Raw genomic sequence first — 25,239 nt, forward strand, 5'->3', positions numbered from 1 at the left:
GTGTCCGAGTCGAATTCCGCGCTCTACCAGGTCGTGGTCAACCACGAGCTCCAGTACTCCATCTGGCCGGCCGGCCGCGACCTGCCCGCGGGCTGGACCGCCGAGGGCGTCAGCGGCACCCGCGAGGCCTGCCTCGCGCACATCGAGGAGATCTGGACCGACATGCGTCCGCTGAGCCTCCGTCTGCGCATGGCGCAGGAAGTCGGCTCATGACCGTCCGTGCCGCCGTACCGGGCGTCCCGCACACCGCGGAGCTGCTGCTGCCCGAGCTGTTCTGGCGTCAGGTCGCCCTGACACCGGACGCCGTGGCCGTCGGCGACGGGGCCGAGGCCCTGAGCTACCGCGAGACCGGCGAGAGGGTGCGGGCCCTGGCAGCGCGGCTCAGTGAACTCGGGGTGGGCCCGGAGGCGATGGTCGGCATCCAACTGCCGCGCTCCGTCCGGCTGGTGGTGGCCATGCTGGCCGTGGCCACCACCGGCGGCGCCTTCCTGCTGCTCGACCCGGAGCATCCGGTGGAACGCCGGACGGGGATGCTCACCACCGCCCGCGCGCTGGCGCTGGTCTGCGAGGAGCCGGTCCCCGGCCCGTGGTCGCGGGTGCGGCCGGACGAGGGCCCGGCGGCCGACGGGCCCGGCGCGGCGCCCGCGGAGCTGCACGCCGACAATGCGGCGTACGTGGCCTTCACCTCGGGCTCGACGGGTGTGCCCAAGGGTGTGGTCAACACCCATGCGGGCCTGGCGAACCGGCTGGCGGACGCGGTCCGCCGGCACGGGGTCGGCCCCGGCGACCGGCTGCTGTCGGCGACCGGTCTCGGCTTCGACCCGGTGGTCTTCCAGGTCTTCCTGCCGCTGGTCTGCGGTGCGACGCTGGTGCTCGCCCCGGAGGGTGTGGAGCGGGACCCGGTGGCGCTGATCGAGCTGCTGCGCGAGCAGCGGATCACCGCGCTGGAACTCGTCCCCTCGGTGCTGCAGCTGCTGCTGGAGCAGCCGGAGGCCGCCACGGTGGGCGACGAGCTGCGCTGGCTCACCTCGGCGGGCGAGATGCTGACCGGTGACCTGTGCGCCCGGGCGCTGTCCGTGCTCGGTGTCCGGGTGCGGAACGTGTACGGGCCGGCCGAGTGCGCGATCGGCGTCACCGACCACGTGTACGACCCGGCGCAGGGTCCGGGCGGGGTGCCGCTGGGCGGGCCGATCGACAATGTGCGGATCGTGCTGCTCGACGAGGAGGGCGACCGCGCCGAGAGCGGCGAGATCCACCTCGGCGGGGTGTGCGTGGGCCGCGGCTACCTCGGTGCGCCGGGCCTGACCGCGGACCGGTTCCGGCCCGATCCGGACGGCCCGCCCGGTGCCCGGCTCTACCGGACGGGCGACCGTGCGCGGACCAACGTGCGCGGCGAGCTGGAGTTCGCCGGGCGGATCGACAACCAGATCAAGCTCAGCGGGGTGCGGATCGAGCCCGAGGGCATCGAGGCGCTGCTGGCCGCGCACCCCCTGGTGGAGGCGGCGGCCGTGACGGTGGCGCCCGACCGGGTGGGCGGGCAGCAGCTGGTGGCGTTCGTGAAGGGCTCCGCCGGTCACGAGGAGCTGCGCGGCCACCTGCGCGCGCACCTGCCCGACTCGCACCTGCCGTCGGTGTTCCAGCAGGTCGACGAGCTGCCGCTGACCGCGAACGGCAAGGTCGACCGGACGGCCCTCACGGTCGACGCCGACCCCCGCCGGGCGCCGTACCGGGCGCCGCGGACGCCCGAGGAGGTCCAGGTCACCGAGATCTGGCAGGAGGTCCTCGGAGTCGGCCGGATCGGCCTGGACGACAACTTCTTCCAGCTCGGCGGATACTCGCTGCTGCTGCTCCGGGTGGCGGTGCGGCTGCGCAAGCTCTCCGGGCTGCCACTGCAGGTGCGCGAGCTGTTCGGCGCGCCGACCCCGGCCGGCCAGAGCCTGCTGATCGCCGGTGCCCGGGCGCAGACCCAGCCGGTGGCGGCGGTCGAGCCGGTGCCGCGGGACCGGCCGCTGCCGCTCTCGTACGCCCAGCAGGACCTGTGGGTCCTCGACCGGATGAACCCGGGCAGCGGCGAGTACACCATGCCGATCATGATCCGGCTGCCCGGGAACGGCATCCCGACCGTGGTCGTCGAGGGCGCGCTGCGCGACCTCGCCGCCCGGCACGAGATCCTGCGGACCCGCTACGCGTCGGTGAACGGCAGCCTCTGCCAGATCGTCGACAAGGACCGTCCGGTCAGGCCGGCCGTGGTCGAGGTGACCGAGGCCGAGCTGCCCGCGGCGGTGGCCCGCGAGACCGCCGTCGGGTTCGACCTCGCCGAGGGACCGGTCTGGCGGGCCATGCTGGCCCGGGTCTCGGACGGCACCGACGCGCTGCTGCTGACCTTCCACCACATCGCCTCCGACGGATGGTCGATGGTCGTGCTGCGGCGCGAGCTCGACGAACTGATCGCGGCCCGCAGGGACCGCCGCGAACCCCTGCTGCCGGACATGTCCGTGCAGTACGCGGACTTCGCGGTGTGGCAGCGCGAGCGGGTCGACGGCGGTGCCCTCGACGAGCAGCTCGACTACTGGCGCGGTCAGCTGGCCGGCCTGCCGACGCTCGACCTCCCGACCGACCGGCCCCGGCCCCCGATCCGGGACACCCGCGGCGCCGCGTTCGAGTTCGAGATCCCCGCCGCCGTCATGCGGCCGGTACTGGAGGCGGGCTGGCAGCGGGGGGCGACGCCGTACGCCACCCTGCTCGCCGCGTACGCCGCCCTGCTGGCCCGGTACTGCGGGCAGACCGACGTGCCGATCGGCACCCCGCTGGCCGGCCGGCTGCGCGAGGAGGTCGCCGGGGTGCTCGGCTGCTTCCTCAACACCGTGGTCATGCGCTGCGACGCCGCGGGCGACCCGGCGTTCACCGAGCTGCTGGACCGGGTGCGCCGGACGGTGTCGGAGGCCCAGGAGGCACAGGAGGTACCGTTCGCGCACCTGGTCCGCGAACTCGCCCCGGAGCGTGACCAGTCCCGCAACCTGCTGGCCCAGGTGCTCTTCGACCTGCACGACGACGGGGTCACCTCGGTGGACGGGGGCAGGACGGACACCGGGATGCTGCTCGACGCCTGGACGGGCTCCAAGGCCGACCTGAACCTGGTGGTGCAGATCCAGCCCGACCGCTCCTGCCTGGCCGTGCTGGAGTACTCGACGGCGCTGTTCGACGCGGAGACCGTGCGCCGGCTGGCCGGGCACTTCCGGCAGCTGCTGGCGGGTGTCGCGGCCGACCCGCAGGCGCGGCTGCACGACCTGCCGCTGCTGCCGCCGGACGAGCACCGGGCGGTCCTGGCCGCGGGCCGCGGGCCGGCCGCCGCCCGCCCGGAGCTCGCCGTCCACGAGCTCTTCGCCCGGCAGGCCGTGAAGACCCCGGACGCACCGGCCCTGGTCGCCGAGGCGGGCGGCCTCAGCTACGCGGAACTCGCCGACCGGAGCGACCGGCTCGCCTCGCGGCTGCGCGGCCTCGGCGTCGGGCCGGAGTCGGTCGTCGGCGTCTGCCTCGACCGGGGCACCGACCTGGTGGCCGCGTTCCTCGCGGTGTGGAAGGCGGGCGCGGCGTACGTGCCGCTGGACCCGGACTTCCCGGCCGAACGGCTCCAGTACATGCTGGGCGACTCCGGCGCGCGCTACGTGATCACCGATCGCGCCCGGGCCGGCGTGCTCCAGTCCGTGGTGCCGCTGGTCCTCGACGCACCCGCGGAGCGGGCCGAACTCGCCGCGCAGCCGCCCTTCGAGGCTGCGCCCGCCGACCTGGACTCGCTCGCCTACGTGATCTACACCTCCGGCTCGACCGGCCGTCCCAAGGGCGTCATGGTCGACCACCGCGGCCTGCTCAACTACCTGATGTGGACGGTGGAGGACTATGCGGGCTCCCGCCCCGGCGGCACCCCGCTGTTCTCGTCGACCGCGTACGACATGGTGGTGCCGGACCTCTACACCGCGCTGGTCACCGGCGAGCCCGTCCGGCTGCTGCCGCCGCACTTCGACCCGTCCGACCTGGGCCGGCTGCTGGCCGCGGGCGCCCCGTACTCGTTCGTCAAACTGACTCCGGGCCACCTCGACCTGCTGAGCGCCCAGCTCACCCCCGAGCAGGCGGCGGGGCTGGCGGGTGTGCTCGCCGTCGGCGCCGACTCCTTCCCGGCGCCGGTGCTGGAGCGGTGGCTCGCCAAGGCGGGCCCGGACGGACCGCGCCTGCTGAACGAGTACGGCCCGACCGAGATCTCGGTGGCGAACTCGACCTTCCCGATCACCGGCGGCGGCCAGCCCGAGGTGCTGCCCATCGGGACGCCCGTCCCCAACACCACCATGTGGGTGCTCGACGGCCACGGGAATCCGTGCCCGGTCGGCGTGCCCGGCGAGCTGCACATCGGCGGCACCGGAGTCGCCCGCGGCTACCGCAACCGCCCGGGGCTCACCGCGGCGAGCTTCGTTCCCGACCCGTTCTCCGCCGAACCGGGCCGGCGCCTGTACCGGACCGGGGACCGGGCCCGGCTGCTCCCCGACGGCAACGTCGAGTTCCTGGGACGCCTGGACGAGCAGATCAAGCTGCGCGGCCACCGGATCGAACCGGGCGAGATCGTCGCCGTGCTGACCGCCCTCCCCGGGGTCGCCGACGCGCTGGTGCGCGTCGACACCAAGGGCGCCACCGGTCGTCTGGTCGCCTGGGTCGTCCCGGCCTCCGGACACGAACCGGTGCCCGCCGAGCTGCTGGAGCACTGCGCCCGCCGACTGCCCGCACCGATGGTGCCCGCCGCTCTGGTGCTGCTCGACCGGATCCCGCTGAACGCCAACGGGAAGGTCGACCACGCGGCGCTGCCGGCCCCGCCCGAGGAGGCGGCGACGGAGCACGGCACCGGGCCCCTCAGCGAGCTGGAGGAGGGCCTGGCCGACCTCTGGAGCGAACTGCTGGGCTACGACGTGCTGCCGGACCTGCACCGGACGTTCTTCCAGCTCGGCGGCGACTCCGTGCTCGCCTCCCGGCTCGTCGCCGCGATCGAGGCCGACTTCGGCGTCAGGCTCGCGCTGCGGAGCGTGTTCGAGCACCCCACCGTCGCCGGCCTCGCCCGGCTCGTCGAGGAGCGGATCAGGGCGGACATCGCCGAGATGTCCGACGCCGAGCTGACCCGGCTGACCACATCGGACGAAGAGGACCGAGATGAGCACTGAGATCGACGACCGGCGTCAGCTGCTGCTGCGGCAACGGCTGGCCGGCGCCCGGCGGTCCCGCGCGGCCGTCCCCCGCCTCGACCTCTCGGCCGAGCTGCCGCTCTCCTTCGGCCAGCGCCGGCTCTGGTTCCTGGACCGGTACGACGAGACGGCCACCGGCAACCTGGTGCCGATCGTGCTGCGGCTGACCGGCCCGCTCGACGCGGCGGCCCTGGGCCGGGCCTGGGACCGGCTCGTCGAGCGGCACCTGGTGCTGCGGACGCACTACCGGCCGACCGGGGACGAGCCCGTCCAGTGGATCGCCCCGGACGGCCCGCGGCTCGAACTCACGGACCTGAGCAGCGCCGACGACCCGGAGCAGGCGGCGCACGACCTGGCCGAACGGCTCGCCGCCCGGCCGATGCCGCTCTCGGCGGGCGTCACCGCCGGACTGCACCTGCTGCACGTGGCCGCCGACCGGCACGTGCTGGTCGCGGTGTTCCACCACATCGCCTTCGACGGCTGGTCGGAGTCGGTGTTCTGGTCCGAGCTGGGCGCGTTCTACCGCGAGGAGACCGGCGCCGGCCCGGCGCTGCTGCCCGAACTGCCGGTGCAGTACGCCGAGTACGCCGCCTGGCAGCGGCGGCGCTTCGACGAGGGCCGGATGGCCGCCGCCGCGGCGTACTGGACGGACCGGCTGGCCGGGGTCACCCCGCTGGAGCTGCCTGCGGACCGGCCCCGGCCGGACGTGCGCGGCCCCGCCGGCGGGGCCTGCCGGTTCGCCGTCCCGGAGGCCACGGCCGACGCTGTCCGCGCGCTCGCCCTGGAGCACGGCACCACCCCGTTCGCCGTGTTGCTGACCGCCTTCCAGGCCCTGCTCGGCCGGTACACCGGGCGCACCGACGTCGCCGTCGGCGTGCCGGTCGGCAACCGGCAGCGGCCCGAACTGCAGGACCTGATCGGCTTCTTCGTCAACACCGTGGTGATGCGGGCGCGTTGGAGCGGGCAACAGGGCTTCGCCGAGCTGCTGCAGGACAACCGGCTCGCCGTCCTCGACGCCTTCGACCACCAGGAGCTGCCGTTCGAGTGGCTGGTGAACGAACTGGACCCGGAGCGCGACCTGTCCCGCACCCCGCTGGTGCAGGTCATGTTCGGCTACCAGAACACCGGCACGAGCGGCCCCGAGCTGCCCGGGGTCCGGGCCGAGGCCGTCGACACCGCGTGGACCACCGCCAAGTTCGACCTCAACCTGCAGGTCGTCGACGCCCCGGCCGGCCCGCTGGATGCCGTGCTGGAGTACTCGGCCGAGCTGTTCGACGCCGCCACCGCCGACCGGATCGCCGCGCACTTCCTGCGGCTGCTGGCGAGTGCGGTGCAGGCACCGGACACCCCGGTCGCGGCCCTGGAGTACCTCACCACCGACGAGCTGCACCGGTTCGTCACCGCCCCGAACGACAATGCGCAGGAGCGCGGTCCGGAGGCGGTGCACACGCTCGTCGCGGCGCAGGACCCGGCCGCGGTCGCCCTCGTCGCCGCCAACGGGCACCGGGTGACCTTCGGCGAACTCGACCGGCGGGCCAACCGGCTCGCCCGGCACCTGATCGCGCTCGGCGCCGGCCCGGAGACCACGGTCGGCGTCCACCTCGACCGCGGCCCCGAGCTGGTCGTCGCGCTGCTCGCCGTGCTCAAGTCCGGTGCCGCGTACGTGCCGGTCGACCCGGCGCATCCGGTGGAGCGGACGGCCCATGTGCTCGCCGACGCCGGGGTGGCGCTGGTCCTCACCAGCTCGGCCCGGGCCGGCGCGCTGCCGGCCGCACCGGGCCGGGCGGCCGTGCTGGTGGACGCCGTGCACCTGGACGACCTCCCCGCCACCGACCCCGGCGTGGTGATCGACCCCGACAGCCTGGCCTACGTCATCTACACCTCCGGCACGACCGGCCGGCCCAAGGGCGTCGAGACCACCCACCGCGGCCTCACCAACTACCTGCTGTGGAGCGCCGAGAGGTACGCGCAGGCACCGGGCGGCACGGCGCTCTTCTCCTCGGTCGCCTTCGACCTGGTGGTGCCGAACCTCTGGACCGGGCTGATGCTCGGCCGCCCGGTCACCCTGCTCCCCGCGGAGTTCGACCTCGCCGACCTCGGCCGGCTGCTGCTGGCGGCCGGCCCGCTGAGCTTCCTCAAGCTGGCCCCCGGCCATCTGGAGGTGTTGGCCGGCCAGTTGGACGCCGAGGAGCGCCGCTCGGTGGCGGCCGTGGTGATCGCCGCCGGCGACAGCTTCACCAGCGCCCTGGTCGACCGCTGGCGGGTGGACGGCGCACGGCTGGCCTCCGAGTACGGGCCCACCGAGATCACCGTCGGCAACTCCTGCCAGGAGGTGCCCGGTCCGATCACCACCGAGCTCGTCCCGCTCGGCGCTCCGATCCCCAACACCACCGCCTACGTGCTGGACGGGAACCTGCGGCCGGTGGCGACGGGGGTGGTCGGCGAGGTGTACGTGGGCGGCACCGGGGTTGCCCGCGGCTACCGCGGCCGGCCGGGGCAGACCGCCGAGAAGTTCGTCCCGGACCCGTTCTCGGCCGTCCCGGGCGGCCGCCTCTACCGGACGGGCGACCTCGCCCGGATGCTGCCCGGCGGCGAGATGGAGTTCGTCGGCCGCTGCGACACCCAGGTCAAGATCCGCGGCTACCGGGTCGAGCCCGGCGAGGTGCAGAACGTGCTCGACGAGCACCCGGCGGTCCGGGCCTCGGTGGTCGTCGGCCGGACGGACGGTCCGTCCGGCACCGAACTGGTCGCCTACGTGGTGGCGGACGACCGCGGCGCCGACCTGACGGCCTTCCTCGCCGAGCGCCTGCCCGCCTGGATGGTGCCGGCAGCCGTCGTGCACCTGGAGGAGATCCCGCTCACCAGCAACGGCAAGACCGACCACCGCGCGCTGCCCGCGCCGGGCCGCCGGGCGCGGCTGACCACCGGGTTCACCGCCCCGCGGCCGGGCGTCGAGGCGGAGCTCGCGGCGCACCTGCGGACCGTCCTCAGGACCGAGGCGGTCGGCGCGCACGACAGCTTCTTCGAGCTGGGCGGCGACTCGATCCGCGCGGTGGCCCTGGTCGGCGCGCTGCGCGCGGCCGGCTTCGACGTCGCCGTGCGGGACGTCTTCCGGCACCGCACGGTCGCCCGGCTCGCGGCCGCGCTCGGCGGGCGCAGCTCCGAGCGGCTGGACGCTCCGCTCGTCGCCCCGTTCGAGCTGCTGTCCGAGGCGGACCGCAGGCGCGTGCCGGAGGGCTTGCGCGACGCGTACCCGCTCAGCCAGGTCCAGTTGGGCATGCTGTTCGAGATGCACGCGGCGGGCGGCGAGGGCAACTACCACAACGTCACCTCGTTCCGCATCCGCGACCCGAGGCCGTTCTCGGCGGCGGCCTTCCAGGCGGCGGTGGACCACGTGGTCGACCGTCACGAGATCCTGCGCACCTCGATCGACCTCGACGGGTACTCCGAGCCGATCCAGCTGGTGCACCCGGACGCCCGGATCGCGGTGGACAGCGTCGACGTGTCCGGTCTGACCGCGCAGGAGCAGGAGGCGGAGCTGCGGGCGCTGATGGCCCGTGAGCGCAACCGGCCCTTCGAGCTCGACCGGCCCGGCCTGCTGCGGTTCTTCACCCGCAGTCACCGCGGGGGCTGGTGGCTGACCTTCACCGAGTTCCACCCGATCCTGGAGGGCTGGAGCTTCAGCTCGCTGATCATGGAGGTGCTGGACCGCTACCGCGAGCTGGCGTCGGGGTCGGCACCCGAGCCGCAGCCCCTCCCGGAGGTCCGTTTCGCGGACTTCGTGGCGCTGGAGCGGAAGGCGCTCGCCTCGGAGGCGTCCCGCGAGCACTGGCGGGCGTCGGTGGCGGCGCACCCGAAGTTCACGCTGCCGGGCGCCTGGGGCTCGACCACCGAGCCGCCGGGCTCGATCCAGCAGACCTACGTCCGCTTCACCGACCTGCAGGAGGGGCTGAGCGCGCTGGCGGCGCGCGCGGACGTGCCGCTGAAGAGCGTGATGCACGCCGCGCACCTGAAGGTGATGAGCATGCTCACCGGCGAGCAGGCCTTCTCCTGCGGCCTGGTCTGCGACACCCGGCCCGAGGTGGCCGGCGCCGACAAGGTGTACGGCCTGTACATCAACACGGTGCCGTTCCCGTTCCGCCGGGGTGCGCGCACCTGGACGGAGCTGGTCCGGCAGGTCTTCGAGACGGAGATCGGCATCTGGCCGCACCGCCGGTTCCCGCTCGGCCAGATGCAGCGCGAGTTCGCGGGCGGCCAGCGGCTCGCCGACGTGTACTTCAACTACCTCGACTTCCACGTGCTCGACACCGAGCTCATCGACGTCGAGACCAGCATCGACGACAGCCCGAACGAGTTCGGTCTGTCGGTGACCTCGCACCCCGGGCTGCTGGCGCTGATCAGCCGCCCGCAGGACGTCTCCTCGGAGAACCGGGAACGCCTGGGTGCGATGTACCGCGCGGTGCTGGAGGCGATGGTCCGCGACCCGGAGGGCGACGCGACGGCCGCGTACCTGCCGGAGGGCGAGCGGGAGCTGGTGCTGCTCGCGCCCAACCGGACGGACGTCGAGTACCCGGCCGCCACGCTGCCCGACCTCTTCGAGGCGCAGGTCGGTCGCACGCCGGACGCGGTCGCGGTGGTGGACGCCGACGGGTCCACGGTCACCTTCCGGGAGCTCGACACCCGGGTCAACCGCCTCGCGCACGTTCTGGTGGAACTCGGCGCGGGCCCGGAGCGCTTCGTCGCCGTGTGCCTGCCCGGCGGCACCGAGGTCCTGACGGCCCTGCTGGCCGTGGCGAAGGCGGGCGGTGCCTACGTGCCGATCGACCCGGCGCACCCCGCGGACCGCTCCGGTTTCATCCTGGCCGACACCGCGGCGTCCGTGCTGGTCACCCGGGACTCCCTGCGGGAGCGCTTCGCGGCGTACGAGGGTGCCGTGCTGTGCGTGGACGGCGACGCCGAGCGGATCGCCGCCGCGCCGGACGCCTCGCCGGAGCGGGACCTGACGCCGGCCAACCTGGTGTACACCCTGTACACCTCCGGCTCCACCGGGCGGCCGAAGGGTGTGCTGATCACCCACGAGGGGCTGGTGAACTACCTGCTCTGGGCGGTCGACGGCTACGGGCTGGACGGCGCCGACGGGGCGATCATGCTCGGCTCGGTCGCCTTCGACCTGTCCGTGCCGAACTTCTTCCTGCCGCTGATCGGCGGGCGCAGCGTCACCGTGCTGCCGCCGGAGCAGAGCCCCGAGTCGCTCGCCCGGCTGCTCGGCGCCCGGGCCGACTACAGCCTGCTGAAGATCACCCCGGCGCACCTGGACGTGCTGCGCTCGCTGATCGGCCCCGACGAGACGGTCGACTCGGTGCGGACCTTCGTCGTGGGGGCGGACGAGGTGAAGCCGGAGACCGTGGTGGCCTGGCGGAAGACCGCGCCGGGCGCCCGCATCATCAACGAGTACGGTCCGACCGAGACGGTGGTGGGCTGCTCGGTCCACGAGGTCCCGGACGACTTCGACCCGTCCGTCCCGGTGCCCATCGGCCACCCCATCGCCAACATCCGGATGTACGTGCTGGATGCCGACCTCCAGCCGGCGCCGGTCGGCGTGGCCGGCGAGCTGTACATCGGCGGGGCCGGCGTGGCCCGCGGCTACCTGGGCCGGGCGGCACTGACCGCGGAACGCTTCCTGCCCGACCCCTACGCGTCCGCCCCCGGCGCACGGTTCTACCGGACGGGCGACCTGGCGCGCCGCCGCCCGGACGGCGAGCTGGAGTTCCTCGGCCGGATCGACCACCAGGTCAAGATCCGCGGCTACCGGGTCGAGCTGGGCGAGATCGAGGCCGTGCTGCTCACCCACCCCGAGGTCGCCGAGGCGGTGGTCGCGGCCCGGGAGGACGTCCCGGGCGTCCGGCGGCTGGTGGGGTACGTGGTCGCGGCCCCCGGTGCGCGGCCGACGCCGTCCGGGCTGCGGACGCACCTGTCCGCGACGCTGCCCGAGTACATGGTGCCGGCGGTCTTCGTCCGGCTCGACGAGCTGCCGCTGAGTTCGGCGAACAAGGTCGACCGGAAGGCGCTCCCGGCGCCGGAGGAGGCCGGGTCGGCGGAGCCGGCGGAGGGGTTCGTGCCGCCGCGCAGCACGACGGAGCTGGTGCTGACCGCGATCTGGGCGCAGGTGCTCGGCACCGACGCGATCGGCGTGCACGACGAGTTCACCCGTCTCGGCGGCGACTCGATCACGGTCGTCCGGATGGTCGCCCAGGCGAAGCTGACCGGGCTGAACCTGACGCCGCGGATGGCGATGAGCCATCAGACGGTGGCGGAACTCGCCGCGGCGCTCGACGCTGCTGCGGCGGAGGGGCCGTCGCGCGGCCGGGACTGGACGGCGCGGCCGGCCCGCGGCCGCGGGCGGGGCGGGCTCCCGGTGCGGCCCGACGACGGTCTGCGGGAGCTGCTGGCCGACCGTGCGATCCCCGGGGTGAGCGTCGCCGTGGTCGACGGCGGGGAGGTCGTGGACACCTGGCAGCTCGGGGTGGTCCGGGCCGGTGCGGCCGACCCGGTCGGCGACCGGACGGCCTTCCAGGTCGGCTCGATGAGCAAGCCCACCTCGGCCGCGGTCGCCCTCGCCCTGGCGGCCGAGGGCCGGCTCGACCTGGACGCGGACGTGGCGGACTACCTGCACGCCCTGCGCATCCGGGACGTGCACGGGGCCCCCGCGAAAGTGACGGTCCGTCAACTGCTCAGCCACAGTGCCGGGCTGCCGATCGCCGGCTTCGCCGACTTCCACCCCGCCGAACCGCTGCCCGCCCTGGACGCGGTGCTGGACGGCACGGCGGTGGAGGGCCGGCCGGCGCTCCGGGTGGACCCGCTGCTCGCCGGGCTGACCAGCTACTCGGCCACCAACTTCACGGTGCTGCAGCAGGTGCTGGCCGACCTCACGGGTGAGCCGTTCGCCGAGCTGGCCCGGCGGCTCGTCCTCGGCCCGCTCGGGCTCGCGGACAGCAGCTTCGCCCAGGACCTACCCGACCGCGCCCCGGCGCCGGTGGCCTGCGGCCACGACGCGGACGGCCGGCCGCTCGACGGCGGCCTGCGGATCACCCCGGAGGCGGCCGCCGGCGGCCTGTGGACCACGCCGGCGGACCTCGCCGCACTGCTGCTGTCGGTACGGGCGGAGGCACTCGGCCTGGGCCCGGGGGTGCTCGGCACCGGACTCGCCCGCGCGATGCTCACCGGGCACGCCGACTTCGACTACGGGCTCGGCATGATGACGGACCGCCGGGGCCGCTGGTTCGGGCACTCGGGGTCGACCAAGGGCACGGTCGCGATGGCCGCCCTCGACCTGCGGACGGGCAGCGGACTCGCCGTCGCGGTGAACAGCGCCGCCGGGGCCGAGGCCGTCGCCCGGATCACCGGGCAGGCGGCCCGCGCCGACCGCGACCTCACGTGGATGAACGGCATCCACCGCTACATGCACCTCACCGGGTACCTGGGCAGAAGGCCCTCGGCCTGACGCGCCGCCCACCGGGCCGGCGGAGGGAACTGCCCCGCCGCCGGCCCGCCTTGCTCAAGCAGACCAAGAGAGGGCAGAAAGACAGTGGCTGTAAGTCTGGACATCCATGCCGAACCGGGCGCTCTCGTCCTGGACGGGGCCGAACGCGCGGACATCGAGCGGCTCGTCGAGCGCCTTTCCGACGTCCCACCGCGACTGGTGGACCACCCGACCTGGCTGGCCGCCGCACGCGACCGCTCCTGCCGCCTGCCGGCCCGCGTGCTGGAGGAACTGCGCCGCTTCCGCAGCGACCCCGGGCCGAGCGGCTGCCTGCGGATCGCCGGGCTGCCCGTCCGTCCGCAGGGGCCGACCCCGGTCGAGGCCGGCTCGGTCGAGCGCAACGCGACCGCGTCGGCCACCCTGCTGGCACTGTGCGTGCTGCAGCTGGGCGAGATCATCGCCTTCCGGCAGGAGAAGGCCGGTGCGCTGCTGCAGAACGTGGTGCCCGTCCCCGGCCAGGAGTTCGAGCAGAGCAACGCGGGCTCCCAGCCGCTCCAGATGCACGTGGAGAACGTGCACCTGGACCACCGGCCGGACTTCGTGTCGCTGCTGTGCCTGCGCAACGACCACGACGACCGGGCGGGGCTGCGGGTCGCCTCGATCCGCCAGGCCCTGCCGCTGGTCGGGCCGGAGCACCGGCGCGTCCTCGCCGAACCCCGCTTCCGCTCCACCCCGCCGCCCTCGTTCGCGGCCGGCCGGGACCCGGTGCACCCCGTGCTGAGCGGCGCGGCGGAGGACCCGGACGTCCGCGTCGACTTCGCGAACACCCATCCGCTGGACTCCGGGGCCGCCACCGCGATGGCCGAACTGCGGCGGGCCGTCGAGGCGGTGCAGACGGACCTGGTCCTCGGTGCCGGCGACCTGGTGGTGGTGGACAACCGGGTCACCCTGCACGGCCGGTCCGCCTTCGTGCCGCGTTACGACGGCCGGGACCGCTGGCTGCAGCGGGCGTTCGTGCACATCGACCACCGGCGTACCCGCGGCCTGCGGACGGGCGACGGCAACGTGCTGAGCTGATGGGAGCCAGTGTTGTGAACTCACCGAAGATCTCCGGGCGTCGGCTCCTCGACGACCTGGACATGCTCGCCACCTTCGGCGGGCGGGAGGACGGCGGGGTGGACCGGGTGGCGGGGTCGCCCGCCGACCTGGCCTCCCGGGTCTGGCTGGCGGACCGGATCACCGCCGCCGGGCTGCACGCCTGGACGGACGAGGTCGGCAACGTGTTCGGGCGGCAGCCCGGATCGCGCGGCCCGTGGCTGCTGACCGGCTCCCACACCGACACGGTGCCGGTCGGCGGCCGCCTGGACGGCGCGTACGGCGCCATCGCGGCCGTCGAGGTGCTGCGGACCCTGCACGAGGCGGGCCATCCGGCGGCCGCGGCGGTCGAGTCGGTCGGCTTCTGGGACGAGGAGGGCGTCCTGCCGACGTCCAACGGCGGACTGGTCGGCTCCGGCACCCTGGTGGAGTCCGGCCACATCGACGAGATCACCGGGTTCATCGAACTCCACGTCGAGCAGGGCCCCCGTCTGGAGAACCGGCGCAGCACGCTGGCGGCGGTGGAGGGCATCGTCGGGATCGACCGGTACCTGGTGGTCGTCCGGGGGCAGGCCAACCACGCCGGGACGACGCCGATGAACGTCCGCGCCGACGCGGGGCGCGCCGTCGCGAAGATCGCGGCGCACCTGTGGGAGACCGCGAACGAGGTCGACGAGTCCATGGTGGTCAACGTCGGCGCGATGCAGCTGTACCCCGGCGCGCCGAACGTGGTGCCCGGGGAGGCACACCTGACGGTGGAGTTCCGGGCCGAGTCGGAGCTGTCGCTGCTGCGGGCGGTCGAGCGGACGCGCGCGCTGGTCCGGCGGATCGGTGCGGAGCAGGGCTGCTCGGTGGAGGTGTCCCAGCTGTCGCACAAGCCCGTGGTGCGGTTCGAGGACGGCTACGTCGACCGCATCCACGAGGTGTGCGTGCGGCACGACCCGACGGCGACGCGTCTGATGAGCTACGCCGGCCACGACGCCTCCGCGCTGAGCGCCCGGGTACCGACCGGCATGATCTTCGTCCCCAGCACCGCCGGCATCAGCCACTCGCCGGTGGAGCAGACCCCGAAGGAGGACCTGATCCTGGGTGCCCAGGTGCTGCTCGACCTGCTGGTGGAGCTGGAGTCCTCGCGTTCCCGTGCCCTCCCGGTGCACTCGGAGGCACGATGACCGGCTTCCGGAGAGTGGGCGTGTTCTGCGGCGCACGGCCGGCCAAGGAGGAGTACCTCGACCTCGCCCGGGAGACCGGGCGCTGGCTGGGCCACCGCCGGGTCGGCCTGGTGTACGGCGGCGGCGGGACGGGGCTGATGGGTGCGGTGGCCGAGGGGGCGCTGCTCTCCGGCTCGTACGTCACCGGTGTGGTGCCGCACCACCTGCTGAGCCTGGAGGGCCGTCAGCCGCCGGGCGTGGAGCTGATGGTGGTCGCCACCATGCACGAGCGGAAGGCCCTGATGTACCAGCTGTCGGACGCCTTCATCGTTCTGCCGGGCGGGCTGGGCACGGCCGACGAGCTGATGGAGATCGCCACCTGGGCCAAGCTCGGACTGCACAGCAAGCCGGTGTTCGTCGTCAACCACGGCGGCTTCTTCGACGGCCTGCTGGCCTGGCTCGACGTGGCGGTGTGCGAGCGGATGATGACCGCCGGGGACAGGTCGCTGATCCGGGACGTGCCCTCGCTGGACGCCCTCGACGGCTGCTTCTCCGGCCGGCTGCCCGTCCCGATCGCCGGGGTGGCTCCCGGCGTGCCCGGCTGACCCCGCCGGGGCAGTCCCACCGGCCCGGCCCGGGCGGTCAGTCCGTCCGGGTCGGGAACGATCCGAGATGAGGGTCCCATGGAATTCCTGCGCCCCGGCTGCTGGGAGGAGGCGCTCGCCGCCAAGGCCGAGCACCCCGCGGCCGTGCCGCTCGCGGGCGGCACCGACGTGATGGTGGAGATCAACCTCGGGCACCGTCGGCCCGGGCACCTGCTCGACCTCGGCCGGATCGGCGAGTTGTCCGAGTGGGAGGTCGGAGAGCGGGAGGTCCGGCTCGGCGCCTGCGTGCCGTACGCCCGGATCGTCGGGGAGCTGGGCCGGGAGCTGCCCGCGCTGGCGCTGGCCTCCCGTGCCGTCGCCTCGCCGCAGATCCGCAACCGCGGCGGGGTCGGCGGCAATCTGGGCACCGCCTCGCCGGCCGGCGACGCCCATCCGGCGCTGCTGGCCGCCGGCGCGGAGGTCGAGGTGGAGTCGGTGCGCGGCGCCCGCCGCATCCCGATCGACGAGTTCTACACGGGCGTGAAGCGCAACGCGCTGCGGCCGGACGAGCTGATCAAGCGGGTGCACGTCGTGCGGGCGACCGGACCGCAGCAGTTCTCCAAGGTCGGCACCCGCAACGCGATGGTCATCGCGGTGTGCTCCTTCGGGCTCGCGCTGCACCCCGGCAGCCGGACGGTGCGCACCGGCATCGGCTCGGCCGCGCCGACGCCGCGCCGGGCCGCGGAGGCCGAGGCGTTCCTGGCCGGCGCCCTGGCGGAGGCCGGTCTCTGGGAGAGCCGCAGGGCCGTGCCGCCCTCGGTCGCGAAGCGGTTCGCGGCGCTGGCCGCCGGCGCCTGCAGTCCGATCGACGACGTCCGCGGCACCGCCGGCCACCGCCGGCACGCGGTCGGCGTGATGGCCCGCCGGACCTTCCTGTGGGCCTGGGAGGCGTACCGCAACGGTGCGGAGGGAGCCGCATGATGCGCGTGGGTTTCACCGTCAACGGCGTCCGGCGGACGGCCGACGGCGTGTGGGAGGGCGAGAGTCTGCTGTACGTGCTGCGCGAACGGATGGGCCTGCCGGGTTCGAAGAACGCCTGCGAGCAGGGCGAGTGCGGCTCCTGCACGGTGCGCCTCGACGGCGTCCCGGTGTGCGCCTGCCTGATCGCGGCCGGCCAGGCGCAGGACCGCGAGGTCCGCACGGTCGAGGGCCTGGCCGAGGGCGGCGAACCGGCCTCCGTCCAGCGGGCCTTCCTCGACGCCGGGGCCGTCCAGTGCGGCTTCTGCACGCCGGGCCTGCTGGTGGCCGCCGACGAACTGCTGGAGCGCGACACGGCGCCGAGCGACGCCGACATCCGCGAGGCGCTCTCGGGCAACCTGTGCCGCTGCACCGGCTACGAGAAGATCATGGACGCGGTCCGCCTGGCGGCCGCCCGGCGCCGGGAGGCGGTCTGAGGCATGGGCACCTGGACACCGACTGCGGCGGGCCTCGTCCCCGCCGGCCTCACCCAGTCCGCGGCCCGCGGCGGCATCGGCGAGTCCGTCCGCCGACCCGACGGCGCCCTGAAGGTCACCGGCGCCTTCGCGTACTCCTCCGACCTGTGGCACCGGGACATGCTCTGGGGGCGGATCCTGCGCAGTCCGCACGCGCACGCGCGGATCCTCGCCGTCGACGTCTCCGCGGCGCTCGCCCTGCCCGGCGTCCACGCCGTCCTCACCCACGACGACCTGCCGGCCGCGCAGAAGACGTACGGGCTGGAGCTCGCCGACACCCCGGTGCTCGCCGACGGCGTGGTCCGCCACCACGGCGAGCCGGTCGCCCTGGTTGCCGCCGACCACCCCGAGACCGCCCGCCGCGCCGCCGAGCTGATCAGGGTCGACTACCGGGAACTCCCGGTCGTCACCGACGAGGCGTCCGCGACCGCGCCGGGCGCGGTCGTCCTCCATCCGGACCGGGACGACCGCCACGCGTACCGCGCTCCGCACCCCAACGTCCTGCACCGGCAGCCGATCGTCCGCGGCGACGTCGCGGCGGCGGCCCGGCGGGCCGACGTCGTGGTGACCGGCGACTACGAGTTCGGCATGCAGGACCAGGCCTTCCTGGGCCCCGAGTCGGGCCTCGCGGTGCCCGCCGCGGACGGCGGCGTCGACCTGTACGTGGCCACCCAGTGGCTGCACTCGGACCTGCGGCAGATCGCCCCCGTGCTCGGCCTGCCCGAGGAGAAGGTGCGCATGACCCTGGCCGGCGTCGGCGGCGCCTTCGGCGGCCGCGAGGACCTGTCGATGCAGATCCACGCCTGCCTGCTGGCGCTGCGCACCGGCCGGCCCGTCAAGATCGTGTACTCCCGCGAGGAGTCCTTCCTCGGCCACGCCCACCGGCACCCGGCCAGGCTCCACTACGAGCACGGCGCCACCCGCGACGGGAGGTTGACGCACGTCCGGTGCCGGATCGTGCTGGACGGCGGCGCGTACGCCTCGTCCACCGCCGCGGTCGTCGGCAACGCGGCCTCGCTCGGCATCGGGCCGTACCGGGTCGAGGACGTGGAGATCGAGGCGATCGGCCTCTACACCAACAACCCGCCCTGCGGGGCGATGCGCGGCTTCGGCGCCGTCCAGGCCTGCTTCGCCTACGAGGCGCAGATGGACAGGCTGGCCGCCGGACTCGGCATGGACCCGGTGGAGCTGCGCCGGATCAACGCGATGCGCCAGGGCGACCTGATGCCGACCGGCCAGCGGGTCGACTCCCCCGCGCCGGTCGCCGAACTGCTGCGGCGGGTCCGGGACATGCCGCTGCCGCCGCCGCTGGACACGGAGGATCCGGACATCCGCGACCTGCCGGGCGGGCTCGCCAACACCAGTCACGGCGAAGGCATCGTCCGCGGCATCGGCTACGCCGTCGGCATCAAGAACGTCGGCTTCTCCGAGGGCTTCGACGACTACTCCACCGCCCGGGTGCGCCTGGAGGTCGTCGACGGCGAGCCGGTCGCCATGGTGCACACCGCGATGGCGGAGGTCGGCCAGGGCGGCGTCACCGTGCACGCCCAGATCGCCCGCACCGAACTCGGCGTCGAGCAGGTCACCGTCCACCCGGCCGACACGCAGGTCGGCTCGGCAGGCTCCACCTCCGCCTCCCGCCAGACGTACATGACCGGCGGCGCGGTGAAGAACACCTGCGGGGCCGTCCGGGAGCGGGTGTTCGCGGCGGGCCGTCGCAGGTTCGGCGGGGACCGCCCGGCCTGGGGCGGCGCCGGGCTGCGGCTGGACGGCGGCAAGGTCGTCACCGCCGACGGAGAGGTCCTGGCCACCCTGGCGGAGGTGTTGGAGGGCGAGGAGCCGATCGACCTCGAGCTCGAGTTCCGCCACCGGCCGACCGAGCCCTTCGACCCGGTCACCGGCCAGGGCTTCGGCCACGTCCAGTACTCCTTCGCGGCACACCGCGCGGTGGTCGACGTGGACGTGGAACTCGGCCTGGTCAAGGTGGTCGAACTGGCCTGTGCCCAGGACGTCGGCAGGGCGCTCAACCCGCTCTCGGTGGTCGGCCAGATCCAGGGCGGCACCGTCCAGGGCCTGGGCATCGCGCTGATGGAGGAGATCCGGGTCGACCCGGCGACCGCCAGGGTGCTCAACCCCTCCTTCACCGACTACCTGGTGCCGACCGTCCTCGACGCGCCGGCCGTCCCGGTCGACCTGCTGGAACTCGCCGACCCCCATGCCCCGTACGGCCTGCGCGGGGTGGGCGAGGCACCGACGCTGTCCTCCACCCCGGCGGTGCTGGCCGCCGTCCGGCAAGCCACCGGAAAGGCACTCACCCGGGTCCCGGTGCGTCCCGAACACATCGTCGACTGAGAGGAGTTGACCCGGCATGCTGGACATCGCCGCCGAGCTGCACCGGTGGTGCGCCGAAGGGCGCGACTTCGCCGTGGCGACGGTCGTGCACGTCAGCGGCTCGGCCCCGCGCCCGCCCGGCACGGCCCTCGCGGTCGACGCCGGCGGCACCGCGGTCGGCAGCGTCTCGGGCGGGTGCGTGGAGGCCACCGTCTACCAGCTGTGCCAGGAGGCGCTGGAGACCGGCGATCCGGTACTGCAGCACTTCGGCCACGCCGACGAGGACCCCTTCGCCGTCGGCCTGACCTGCGGCGGCACCATCGACGTCCTGGTGACGCCGGTGCGCCGCCGGGACGCTGTCCGGCCGCTGCTCGCCGCCGCGCTGGACACCGCCGCCGGGGGCGGGGCCGTGGCGGTCGCCCGCGTCGCCGAGGGCCCGGACGGCCTGCCCGGCGGAGCGATGCTGGTGCGGCCCGGCGGCGTGTACGAGGGCACCCTCGGCGGGGGCACCGCGCTCGACGCGGTCGCCGCGCTGGAGGCGGCGGCGCTGCTGGCGGCGGGCCGCACCCTGGCCGTGGAGGTCGCGGCCGACTGCAGCGACGGGAGCCGGCCGGTCCTCCTGCTGGTGGAGTCCAGCGTGCCGCCCCCGCGGATGATCGTCTTTGGCGCGATCGACTTCGCCTCGGCGCTGGTGCGCATCGGCAGGTTCCTCGGCCACCACGTCACCGTGTGCGACGCCCGTGCCGTCTTCGCCACCCGCGAGCGCTTCGCGGAGGCGGACGAGGTCGTGGTCGACCACCCGCACCGCTACCTCGACTCCCAGCTCGACCGGATCGACGGCCGCACCGTGCTGTGCGCACTCACCCACGACGCCAGGTTCGACGTACCCCTGCTGACCCGGGCGCTGCGGCTGCCGGTGGCGTACGTCGGTGCCATGGGGTCCCGGCGCACCCACGACGACCGGCTGGAGCGGCTGCGCGCGGCCGGCCTCTCCGAAGCCGAACTGGCCCGGCTGCGTTCCCCGATCGGCCTCGACCTGGGCGCCTGGACGCCCGAGGAGGTCGCGGTGTCGATCGCGGCCGAGCTCGTCGCCTGCCGGAACGGCGGCACCGGCCTGCCGCTGGGCCGCGTCGGCGCACCGATCCACCGCGCGCCCTCCCGCACCGGCCGGCCGGTCGCGGCGCGATAGGCCACCGATAGCGGCATCCGGATACTCGGTGGCCGAGCGGTGGGCGAACCCCTCCGCGCGGCCCGAGTGCCTGCGTCCTGATCGCCCGGCAGACCCCCTCACCCAAGGAGTTGCGGATGACCACCGACCTCGAACTCGCGCCGCCGCACCCGGCCGTCAACGAACCCGGCCCCGGCGAGGCGTTCACCGACCACATGGTCCTCATGGAGTGGACGGAGGCGGACGGCTGGTCCGCCCCACGGCTGAGCAGACTCGCCGACCTCGCCCTCCACCCCGCAACGCTCGGCCTCCACTACGGCCAGGTCGTCTTCGAGGGGCTGAAGGCGCACCGGCGCGCCGACGGCACCGTGGGCGTCTGGCGCCCCCGCGACCACGCGCTGCGGTTCCGCGACTCCTGCCGCCGGATGGCCATGCCGGAGCTCCCGGAGGACGCCTTCGTCGACGCCGCCGACCGGCTGGTCCGCGCCGACCGGGAGTTCCTGCCCGCGGACGGCTCGCGCAGCCTCTACCTGCGGCCGCTGATGTTCGGCTCCGACGCCTCGCTCATGCTCCGCCCCTCGCGCACCTACCGGTTCCTGCTGATGGCCTTCGTCACCGGCGGCTTCTTCGGCGACCGGGCCGAGCCGGTCGCCGTCCACGTCAGCCGCGACCACGTCCGGGCCGTCCCCGGCGGCACCGGTGCCGTCAAGGTGGCCGGCAACTACGCCCCGACCTTCCTGGCGCAGCGCGCGGCGGAGGCCGCCGGCTGCCGGCAGGTCGTCTGGCTGGACGCCGTCGAGCGGCGCTGGGTCGAGGAGTTGGGCGGGATGAACCTCTTCCTCGTCCGCGGGCGGGGCGAGTGGGCCGAGGTGGTGACACCCGAGCTGACGCAGACGCTCCTGCCCGGTGTCACCCGCAGCACCCTGCTGACCCTGGCCCGGCGCCTCGGCCACCGGGTCGTGGAGGAGCGGATCTCCCTGGAGCAGTGGCGCGAGGAGTGCGAGGCCGGAACGGTCACCGAGGCCTTCGCCTGCGGCACCTGGGCCGTCGTCACCCCCGTCGGCCGGGTGCGGGACGGCGACGGCGGCTGGACCGTCGGGGACGGCCGGCCGGGGCCGGTGACGACCGCGCTGCACCGGCTCCTCACCGACCTGCACCACGGCCGCGTCCCCGACCCGGACGGCTGGTTCCACCCGTCGGCCCGCTGACCCACCCTCACCCACGGAGCGAGACAATGAGTGACTTGAGCATCACGGCCCGGTTCCGCCGGTGCTGCGAGCGGTTCGGCGACCGGGTGGCCCTGAGCGACGAGCACACCTCCCTCACGTACGCGGAACTCGCGGCCGAGACGGACCGCCTCGCCGCACGGCTGGTCGAGCAGGGCGTGCGGGCGGGCGACGTGGTCGCCGTCCTCACCCGGCGGTCGGTGGACGGCATCGTCGCCCTGCTCGCGGTGGTGTCCGCGGGCGCCGCGTACCTGGCCCTGGACACCCGCTACCCCGCCGCCCGCACCGAGTTCATGCTGCGCGACTCCGGCGCCCGCCTGGTGATCACCCAGCGCGAGCTGGCCGGCGGCCTCCCGGACGGTGTCGCCACCCTGTTCGCCGACGACCGGGCGCCGGCCGCCGTGGCCGCGGCCGGCCCGTTCGCGGCGGACCCGTCCGGCGAGGACCTGGCCTATGTGGCCTACACCTCGGGATCGACCGGCGCGCCGAAGGGCGTGATGGTGCCCCACCGCGGTGTGGTGCGGCTCGTCGTCGACCCGGACTTCGTCACGATCACCCCGGAGGACGTCTTCCTCCAGATCGCCCCGGTCGCCTTCGACGCCTCGACGTTCGAGATCTGGGGGGCGCTGCTCAACGGCGCCCACCTGGTGGTCGCCCCGGCCGGCGACCTCTCGCTCGCCGAGATCACCGGATTCGTCCGCGCATCGGGTGTCACCGTGCTGCTGCTGACGACCGGTCTGCTGCACCAGGTGGTGGACCACGGCCTCGACGACCTCAAGCAGGTGCGGTACCTGCTCACCGGCGGCGACGTGCTCTCCGCCGACCACGCCAACCGGGCGGTCGCGGCCCTGCCGGGCACCACCCTGGTCAACGGGTACGGCCCGACCGAGAACACCACCTACACCTGCTGCCACGCGTTCGACAGCCCGGTCCTCACCCCCGCGGTGCCCATCGGCCGGCCGATCAACGGAACGTGGGCCCGGGTGCTCGACCCGGAGCTGCGGCCGGTGGCGCCGGGCGGGACGGGCGAGCTGTACACGGGCGGCACCGGCCTCGCCCACGGCTACCTCGGCCGCCCGGCGCTCACCGCCGAGCGGTTCCTGCCCGACCCGGACGGCAACGGCGAGCGGATGTACCGCACGGGCGACCGGGTGCGCAGCACCGAGCCGGCGATCGAGTTCCTCGGCCGGGCCGACCGCCAGGTGAAGATCCGCGGATTCCGGATCGAACTCGGCGAGGTCGAGGCCGCGCTCGCCGGGCTGCCGGCCGTCGCCCAGTATCACGTGGGCAAGGCCGGGTCCCCGACCGGCGGCCACGCCCTGCACGCCGCCCTCGTCCTGCGCCAGGACCACCGGCAGACCTCCCTGCTGGAGCTGCGCCGCTCGCTCGCCGAGGTCCTGCCCTCGTACGCGGTGCCCTCCCTGATCACGGTGGTCGAGGAGTTCCCGCTGACCGCCAACGGCAAGGTCGACGCGGAGGCCCTCGCGGCGCGAACCCGCAGCCGCAGCCCGCAGCTGATGACCGAGTACCGCGAGCCCGGCTCGACGGCCGAACAGGCGGTGGTGAGCCTCTGGTCGGACCACTTCGGGGTGGCGGGTATCGGCGCGGACGACGACTTCTTCGAACTGGGCGGACACTCCCTGCTCGGCGTGAAGATCATCGCCGAGCTCCACCAGGCCTTCGGCGTCGACATCTCCCCCCGCGACTTCTACCTCGACCCGACCCCGGCGGGCATGGCCCGGCTCGTCGCCGCGCGGGCGGCGCAGTGAGCGCGGGCACGAGGAGGAGCACCTCGCTGCTGGCCCCCGTCCTCGCCGCGAACGCGATCTCGGTGGCGGGCACCCGGCTCACCGCCATCGCCATCCCCTGGCTCGTGCTCACCACCACCGGGTCGGCCACCCGCACCGGCATCGTGGCCGCCTGCGAACTCACCCCGCTCGTCGTCTCGAAGGCGCTCTGCGGCCCGGTGATCGACCGGCTGGGCGCCCGCAGGGTGAGCGTCTGCGCGGACCTGCTCAGCGCGGCCACCGTGGCCCTCGTCCCGCTGCTCCACCTGGCCGGTCTGCTGACCTTCCCGGTGCTGCTCGTACTGGTCGCCGTCGCCGGGGCGGCCCGCGGCCCGGCCGACACCTCGAAGTTCACCCTCGCCCCGGACATCGCGGACGCCGCCGGGCTGCCGCTGGAGCGGGTCACCGGGCTGGTCAGCGCGACCGAACGGACCGCCATGATCATCGCCCCGGCGCTGGCCGGCGCCGTCATCGGGGCGACCGGGCCGGCCGACGCCCTGCTGGTGGACGCGGCGTCCTTCGTCGTCTGCGCGGTCGCGGTGGGGATCTGGGCGCCGAAGCGCCACCGGCCGGCCGCGGAGGCCACCGCGGAGCCGGCCGCGAAGGAGTCGTACCTCGGCCAACTCCGCGGCGGCTGGGCGTTCATCGTCTCCGACCGAATGGTGCGCTCCCTGGTCACGATGGTCAGCGTCACCAATCTGGTCGACGCCGCGTACAGCGCCGTCCTGCTCCCCGTCTGGATCCACGACCACGGCTACGGAGCCCTCGAACTCGGCCTGATCGGCTCGGCGTTCTCGGTGACGGCCGCCGTCGCCGCGGTGCTGGCCGCCGCGTACGGCGAGCGGGTGCCGCGTCGGGCGGCCTTCCTGGCGGGCTTCTTCCTGGGCGGGGTGCCGCGCTTCGCGGCCATGGCGCTCGGCGCACCGATGTGGTGCGTGGTCGGCCTCGCGCTGGTCGGCGGTTTCGGCTCCGGGTTCATCAACCCGATCCTCAGCGCCGTGTTCGTCGAACGCATCCCGCGCGACCTGCTGGGCCGGGTCAGCTCCCTGGCGGAGGCGGCCGCCTGGGCCGGCATGCCGCTCGGCGGGATCCTCGCCGGTTCGGCGATCGCCGCCGCCGGGCTGGCCCCGGTGCTGGTCACCGCCGGCGGCGTCTACCTGGTCGCGGTCGTCGTCCCCGGGCTGCTCCCCCAGTGGAGCGAGATGGAACGCGGCAAACGGCCGTCCGACGCGGTGCAGCCCGTACCGCGCGAACCGCAGCAGACCCAGTCAGGAGCGTGACCGCATGACCAGCACCCACCCCGAGCAGCTCGCCCTGTCCGGCACGGACTTCGTCACCAGACTCTTCGAGGTGATCGACGGCCGCCGCTGGGACGAACTGCCCACCCTCTTCGCCGAGGACTGCACCTACCACCGCCCCGGCTACGACGCGATCAGCGGCCTCGACGCCGTCCTGCGGTTCTACCGCGAGGAACGGATCATCAGCGACGGCCGCCACGAGATCGAGCACGTCACCGAATCCGACACCTCCGTCGCCTGCTGGGGGCGCTTCCGCGGCGTCGGCAAGGACGGCCGCCGGCTCGACGAGCGGTTCTCCGACCTCTACTTCCTCGACGGCCGGAAGATCAGGACCCGCCGCACCTACTTCTACCGCCCCGCCATCTAGCGCAGCCGTCCAGGCAACTCGGGTACCCGTGAGAAGT

14 protein-coding genes are annotated in these 25,239 nt (G+C 74.4%); all 14 read left to right on the forward strand.

Going from position 1 to position 25,239, the window contains the following annotated elements; genetic code table 11:
• The 14 genes from KSNIM_RS05800 to KSNIM_RS05865 all read left to right on the forward strand — a co-directional run bounded on the left by KSNIM_RS05800 (position 1) and on the right by KSNIM_RS05865 (position 25,202).
• On the forward strand, positions 1-213 hold the full coding sequence (locus KSNIM_RS05800) for an MbtH family protein (protein ID WP_263102138.1): 213 nt from the start codon (positions 1-3) through the stop codon (positions 211-213).
• Positions 210-5,201, forward strand: a complete 4,992-nt coding sequence (locus KSNIM_RS05805; RefSeq protein WP_263102139.1) for a non-ribosomal peptide synthetase — start codon at positions 210-212, stop codon at positions 5,199-5,201. Before KSNIM_RS05800 ends, KSNIM_RS05805 begins: the two co-directional genes overlap by 4 nt.
• A complete protein-coding gene (locus KSNIM_RS05810; protein ID WP_263102140.1) occupies positions 5,191-12,723 on the forward strand; it encodes a non-ribosomal peptide synthetase in 7,533 nt (2,510 codons plus the stop codon). The genes KSNIM_RS05805 and KSNIM_RS05810 overlap by 11 nt, the downstream gene beginning before the upstream one ends.
• 84 nt (positions 12,724-12,807) lie before the next feature.
• Positions 12,808-13,779: a TauD/TfdA family dioxygenase gene (locus KSNIM_RS05815; protein ID WP_263102141.1), complete on the forward strand. Its 972-nt coding sequence runs from the start codon at positions 12,808-12,810 to the stop codon at positions 13,777-13,779.
• Positions 13,780-13,793: 14 nt separating this feature from the next.
• Positions 13,794-14,969, forward strand: coding sequence for a Zn-dependent hydrolase (locus KSNIM_RS05820; RefSeq protein ID WP_263102142.1), 1,176 nt, complete (start codon positions 13,794-13,796; stop codon positions 14,967-14,969).
• The gene (locus KSNIM_RS05825) at positions 14,966-15,553 is read left to right on the forward strand and encodes a TIGR00730 family Rossman fold protein (protein WP_263102143.1); all 588 of its coding nucleotides are present in this window, start codon (positions 14,966-14,968) and stop codon (positions 15,551-15,553) included. Before KSNIM_RS05820 ends, KSNIM_RS05825 begins: the two co-directional genes overlap by 4 nt.
• Positions 15,554-15,631: 78 nt before the next feature.
• On the forward strand, positions 15,632-16,513 hold the full coding sequence (locus tag KSNIM_RS05830; RefSeq protein ID WP_263102144.1) for an FAD binding domain-containing protein: 882 nt from the start codon (positions 15,632-15,634) through the stop codon (positions 16,511-16,513).
• Positions 16,513-16,986, forward strand: a complete 474-nt coding sequence (locus KSNIM_RS05835) for a (2Fe-2S)-binding protein (protein ID WP_263107845.1) — start codon at positions 16,513-16,515, stop codon at positions 16,984-16,986. Before KSNIM_RS05830 ends, KSNIM_RS05835 begins: the two co-directional genes overlap by 1 nt.
• Before the next feature lie 3 nt (positions 16,987-16,989).
• Complete coding sequence (gene pucD, locus KSNIM_RS05840) at positions 16,990-19,377, forward strand: xanthine dehydrogenase subunit D (protein WP_263102145.1); 2,388 nt, start codon at positions 16,990-16,992, stop codon at positions 19,375-19,377.
• 16 nt (positions 19,378-19,393) lie between these two features.
• Positions 19,394-20,545 (forward strand): XdhC family protein, encoded by a 1,152-nt coding sequence (locus KSNIM_RS05845; protein ID WP_263102146.1) that lies wholly within the window; start codon positions 19,394-19,396, stop codon positions 20,543-20,545.
• Positions 20,546-20,661: 116 nt separating this feature from the next.
• Complete coding sequence (locus tag KSNIM_RS05850; protein ID WP_263102147.1) at positions 20,662-21,732, forward strand: branched-chain amino acid aminotransferase; 1,071 nt, start codon at positions 20,662-20,664, stop codon at positions 21,730-21,732.
• A 26-nt stretch (positions 21,733-21,758) separates the two neighbouring features.
• Positions 21,759-23,519, forward strand: coding sequence for a non-ribosomal peptide synthetase (locus tag KSNIM_RS05855; RefSeq protein WP_263102148.1), 1,761 nt, complete (start codon positions 21,759-21,761; stop codon positions 23,517-23,519).
• Positions 23,516-24,817 (forward strand): MFS transporter, encoded by a 1,302-nt coding sequence (locus tag KSNIM_RS05860; RefSeq protein WP_263102149.1) that lies wholly within the window; start codon positions 23,516-23,518, stop codon positions 24,815-24,817. Before KSNIM_RS05855 ends, KSNIM_RS05860 begins: the two co-directional genes overlap by 4 nt.
• Positions 24,818-24,821: 4 nt before the next feature.
• Entirely contained in the window at positions 24,822-25,202 is a 381-nt protein-coding gene (locus tag KSNIM_RS05865) for a nuclear transport factor 2 family protein (protein ID WP_263102150.1), read from the forward strand.
• The last annotated feature ends 37 nt before the right edge of the window (positions 25,203-25,239 follow it).

Source organism: Kitasatospora sp. DSM 101779 (assembly GCF_025655475.1).
In the GTDB taxonomy this organism is placed as follows: domain Bacteria; phylum Actinomycetota; class Actinomycetes; order Streptomycetales; family Streptomycetaceae; genus Kitasatospora.

Coding starts and splice junctions, on each gene's coding strand:
- KSNIM_RS05805 (WP_263102139.1), top strand. CDS start 210: ATGACCGTCCGTGCCGCCGTACCGGGCGTCCCGCACACCGCGGAGCTG.
- KSNIM_RS05810 (WP_263102140.1), top strand. CDS start 5,191: ATGAGCACTGAGATCGACGACCGGCGTCAGCTGCTGCTGCGGCAACGG.
- KSNIM_RS05825 (WP_263102143.1), top strand. CDS start 14,966: ATGACCGGCTTCCGGAGAGTGGGCGTGTTCTGCGGCGCACGGCCGGCC.
- KSNIM_RS05830 (WP_263102144.1), top strand. CDS start 15,632: ATGGAATTCCTGCGCCCCGGCTGCTGGGAGGAGGCGCTCGCCGCCAAG.
- KSNIM_RS05835 (WP_263107845.1), top strand. CDS start 16,513: ATGCGCGTGGGTTTCACCGTCAACGGCGTCCGGCGGACGGCCGACGGC.
- pucD (WP_263102145.1), top strand. CDS start 16,990: ATGGGCACCTGGACACCGACTGCGGCGGGCCTCGTCCCCGCCGGCCTC.
- KSNIM_RS05845 (WP_263102146.1), top strand. CDS start 19,394: ATGCTGGACATCGCCGCCGAGCTGCACCGGTGGTGCGCCGAAGGGCGC.
- KSNIM_RS05850 (WP_263102147.1), top strand. CDS start 20,662: ATGACCACCGACCTCGAACTCGCGCCGCCGCACCCGGCCGTCAACGAA.
- KSNIM_RS05855 (WP_263102148.1), top strand. CDS start 21,759: ATGAGTGACTTGAGCATCACGGCCCGGTTCCGCCGGTGCTGCGAGCGG.
- KSNIM_RS05865 (WP_263102150.1), top strand. CDS start 24,822: ATGACCAGCACCCACCCCGAGCAGCTCGCCCTGTCCGGCACGGACTTC.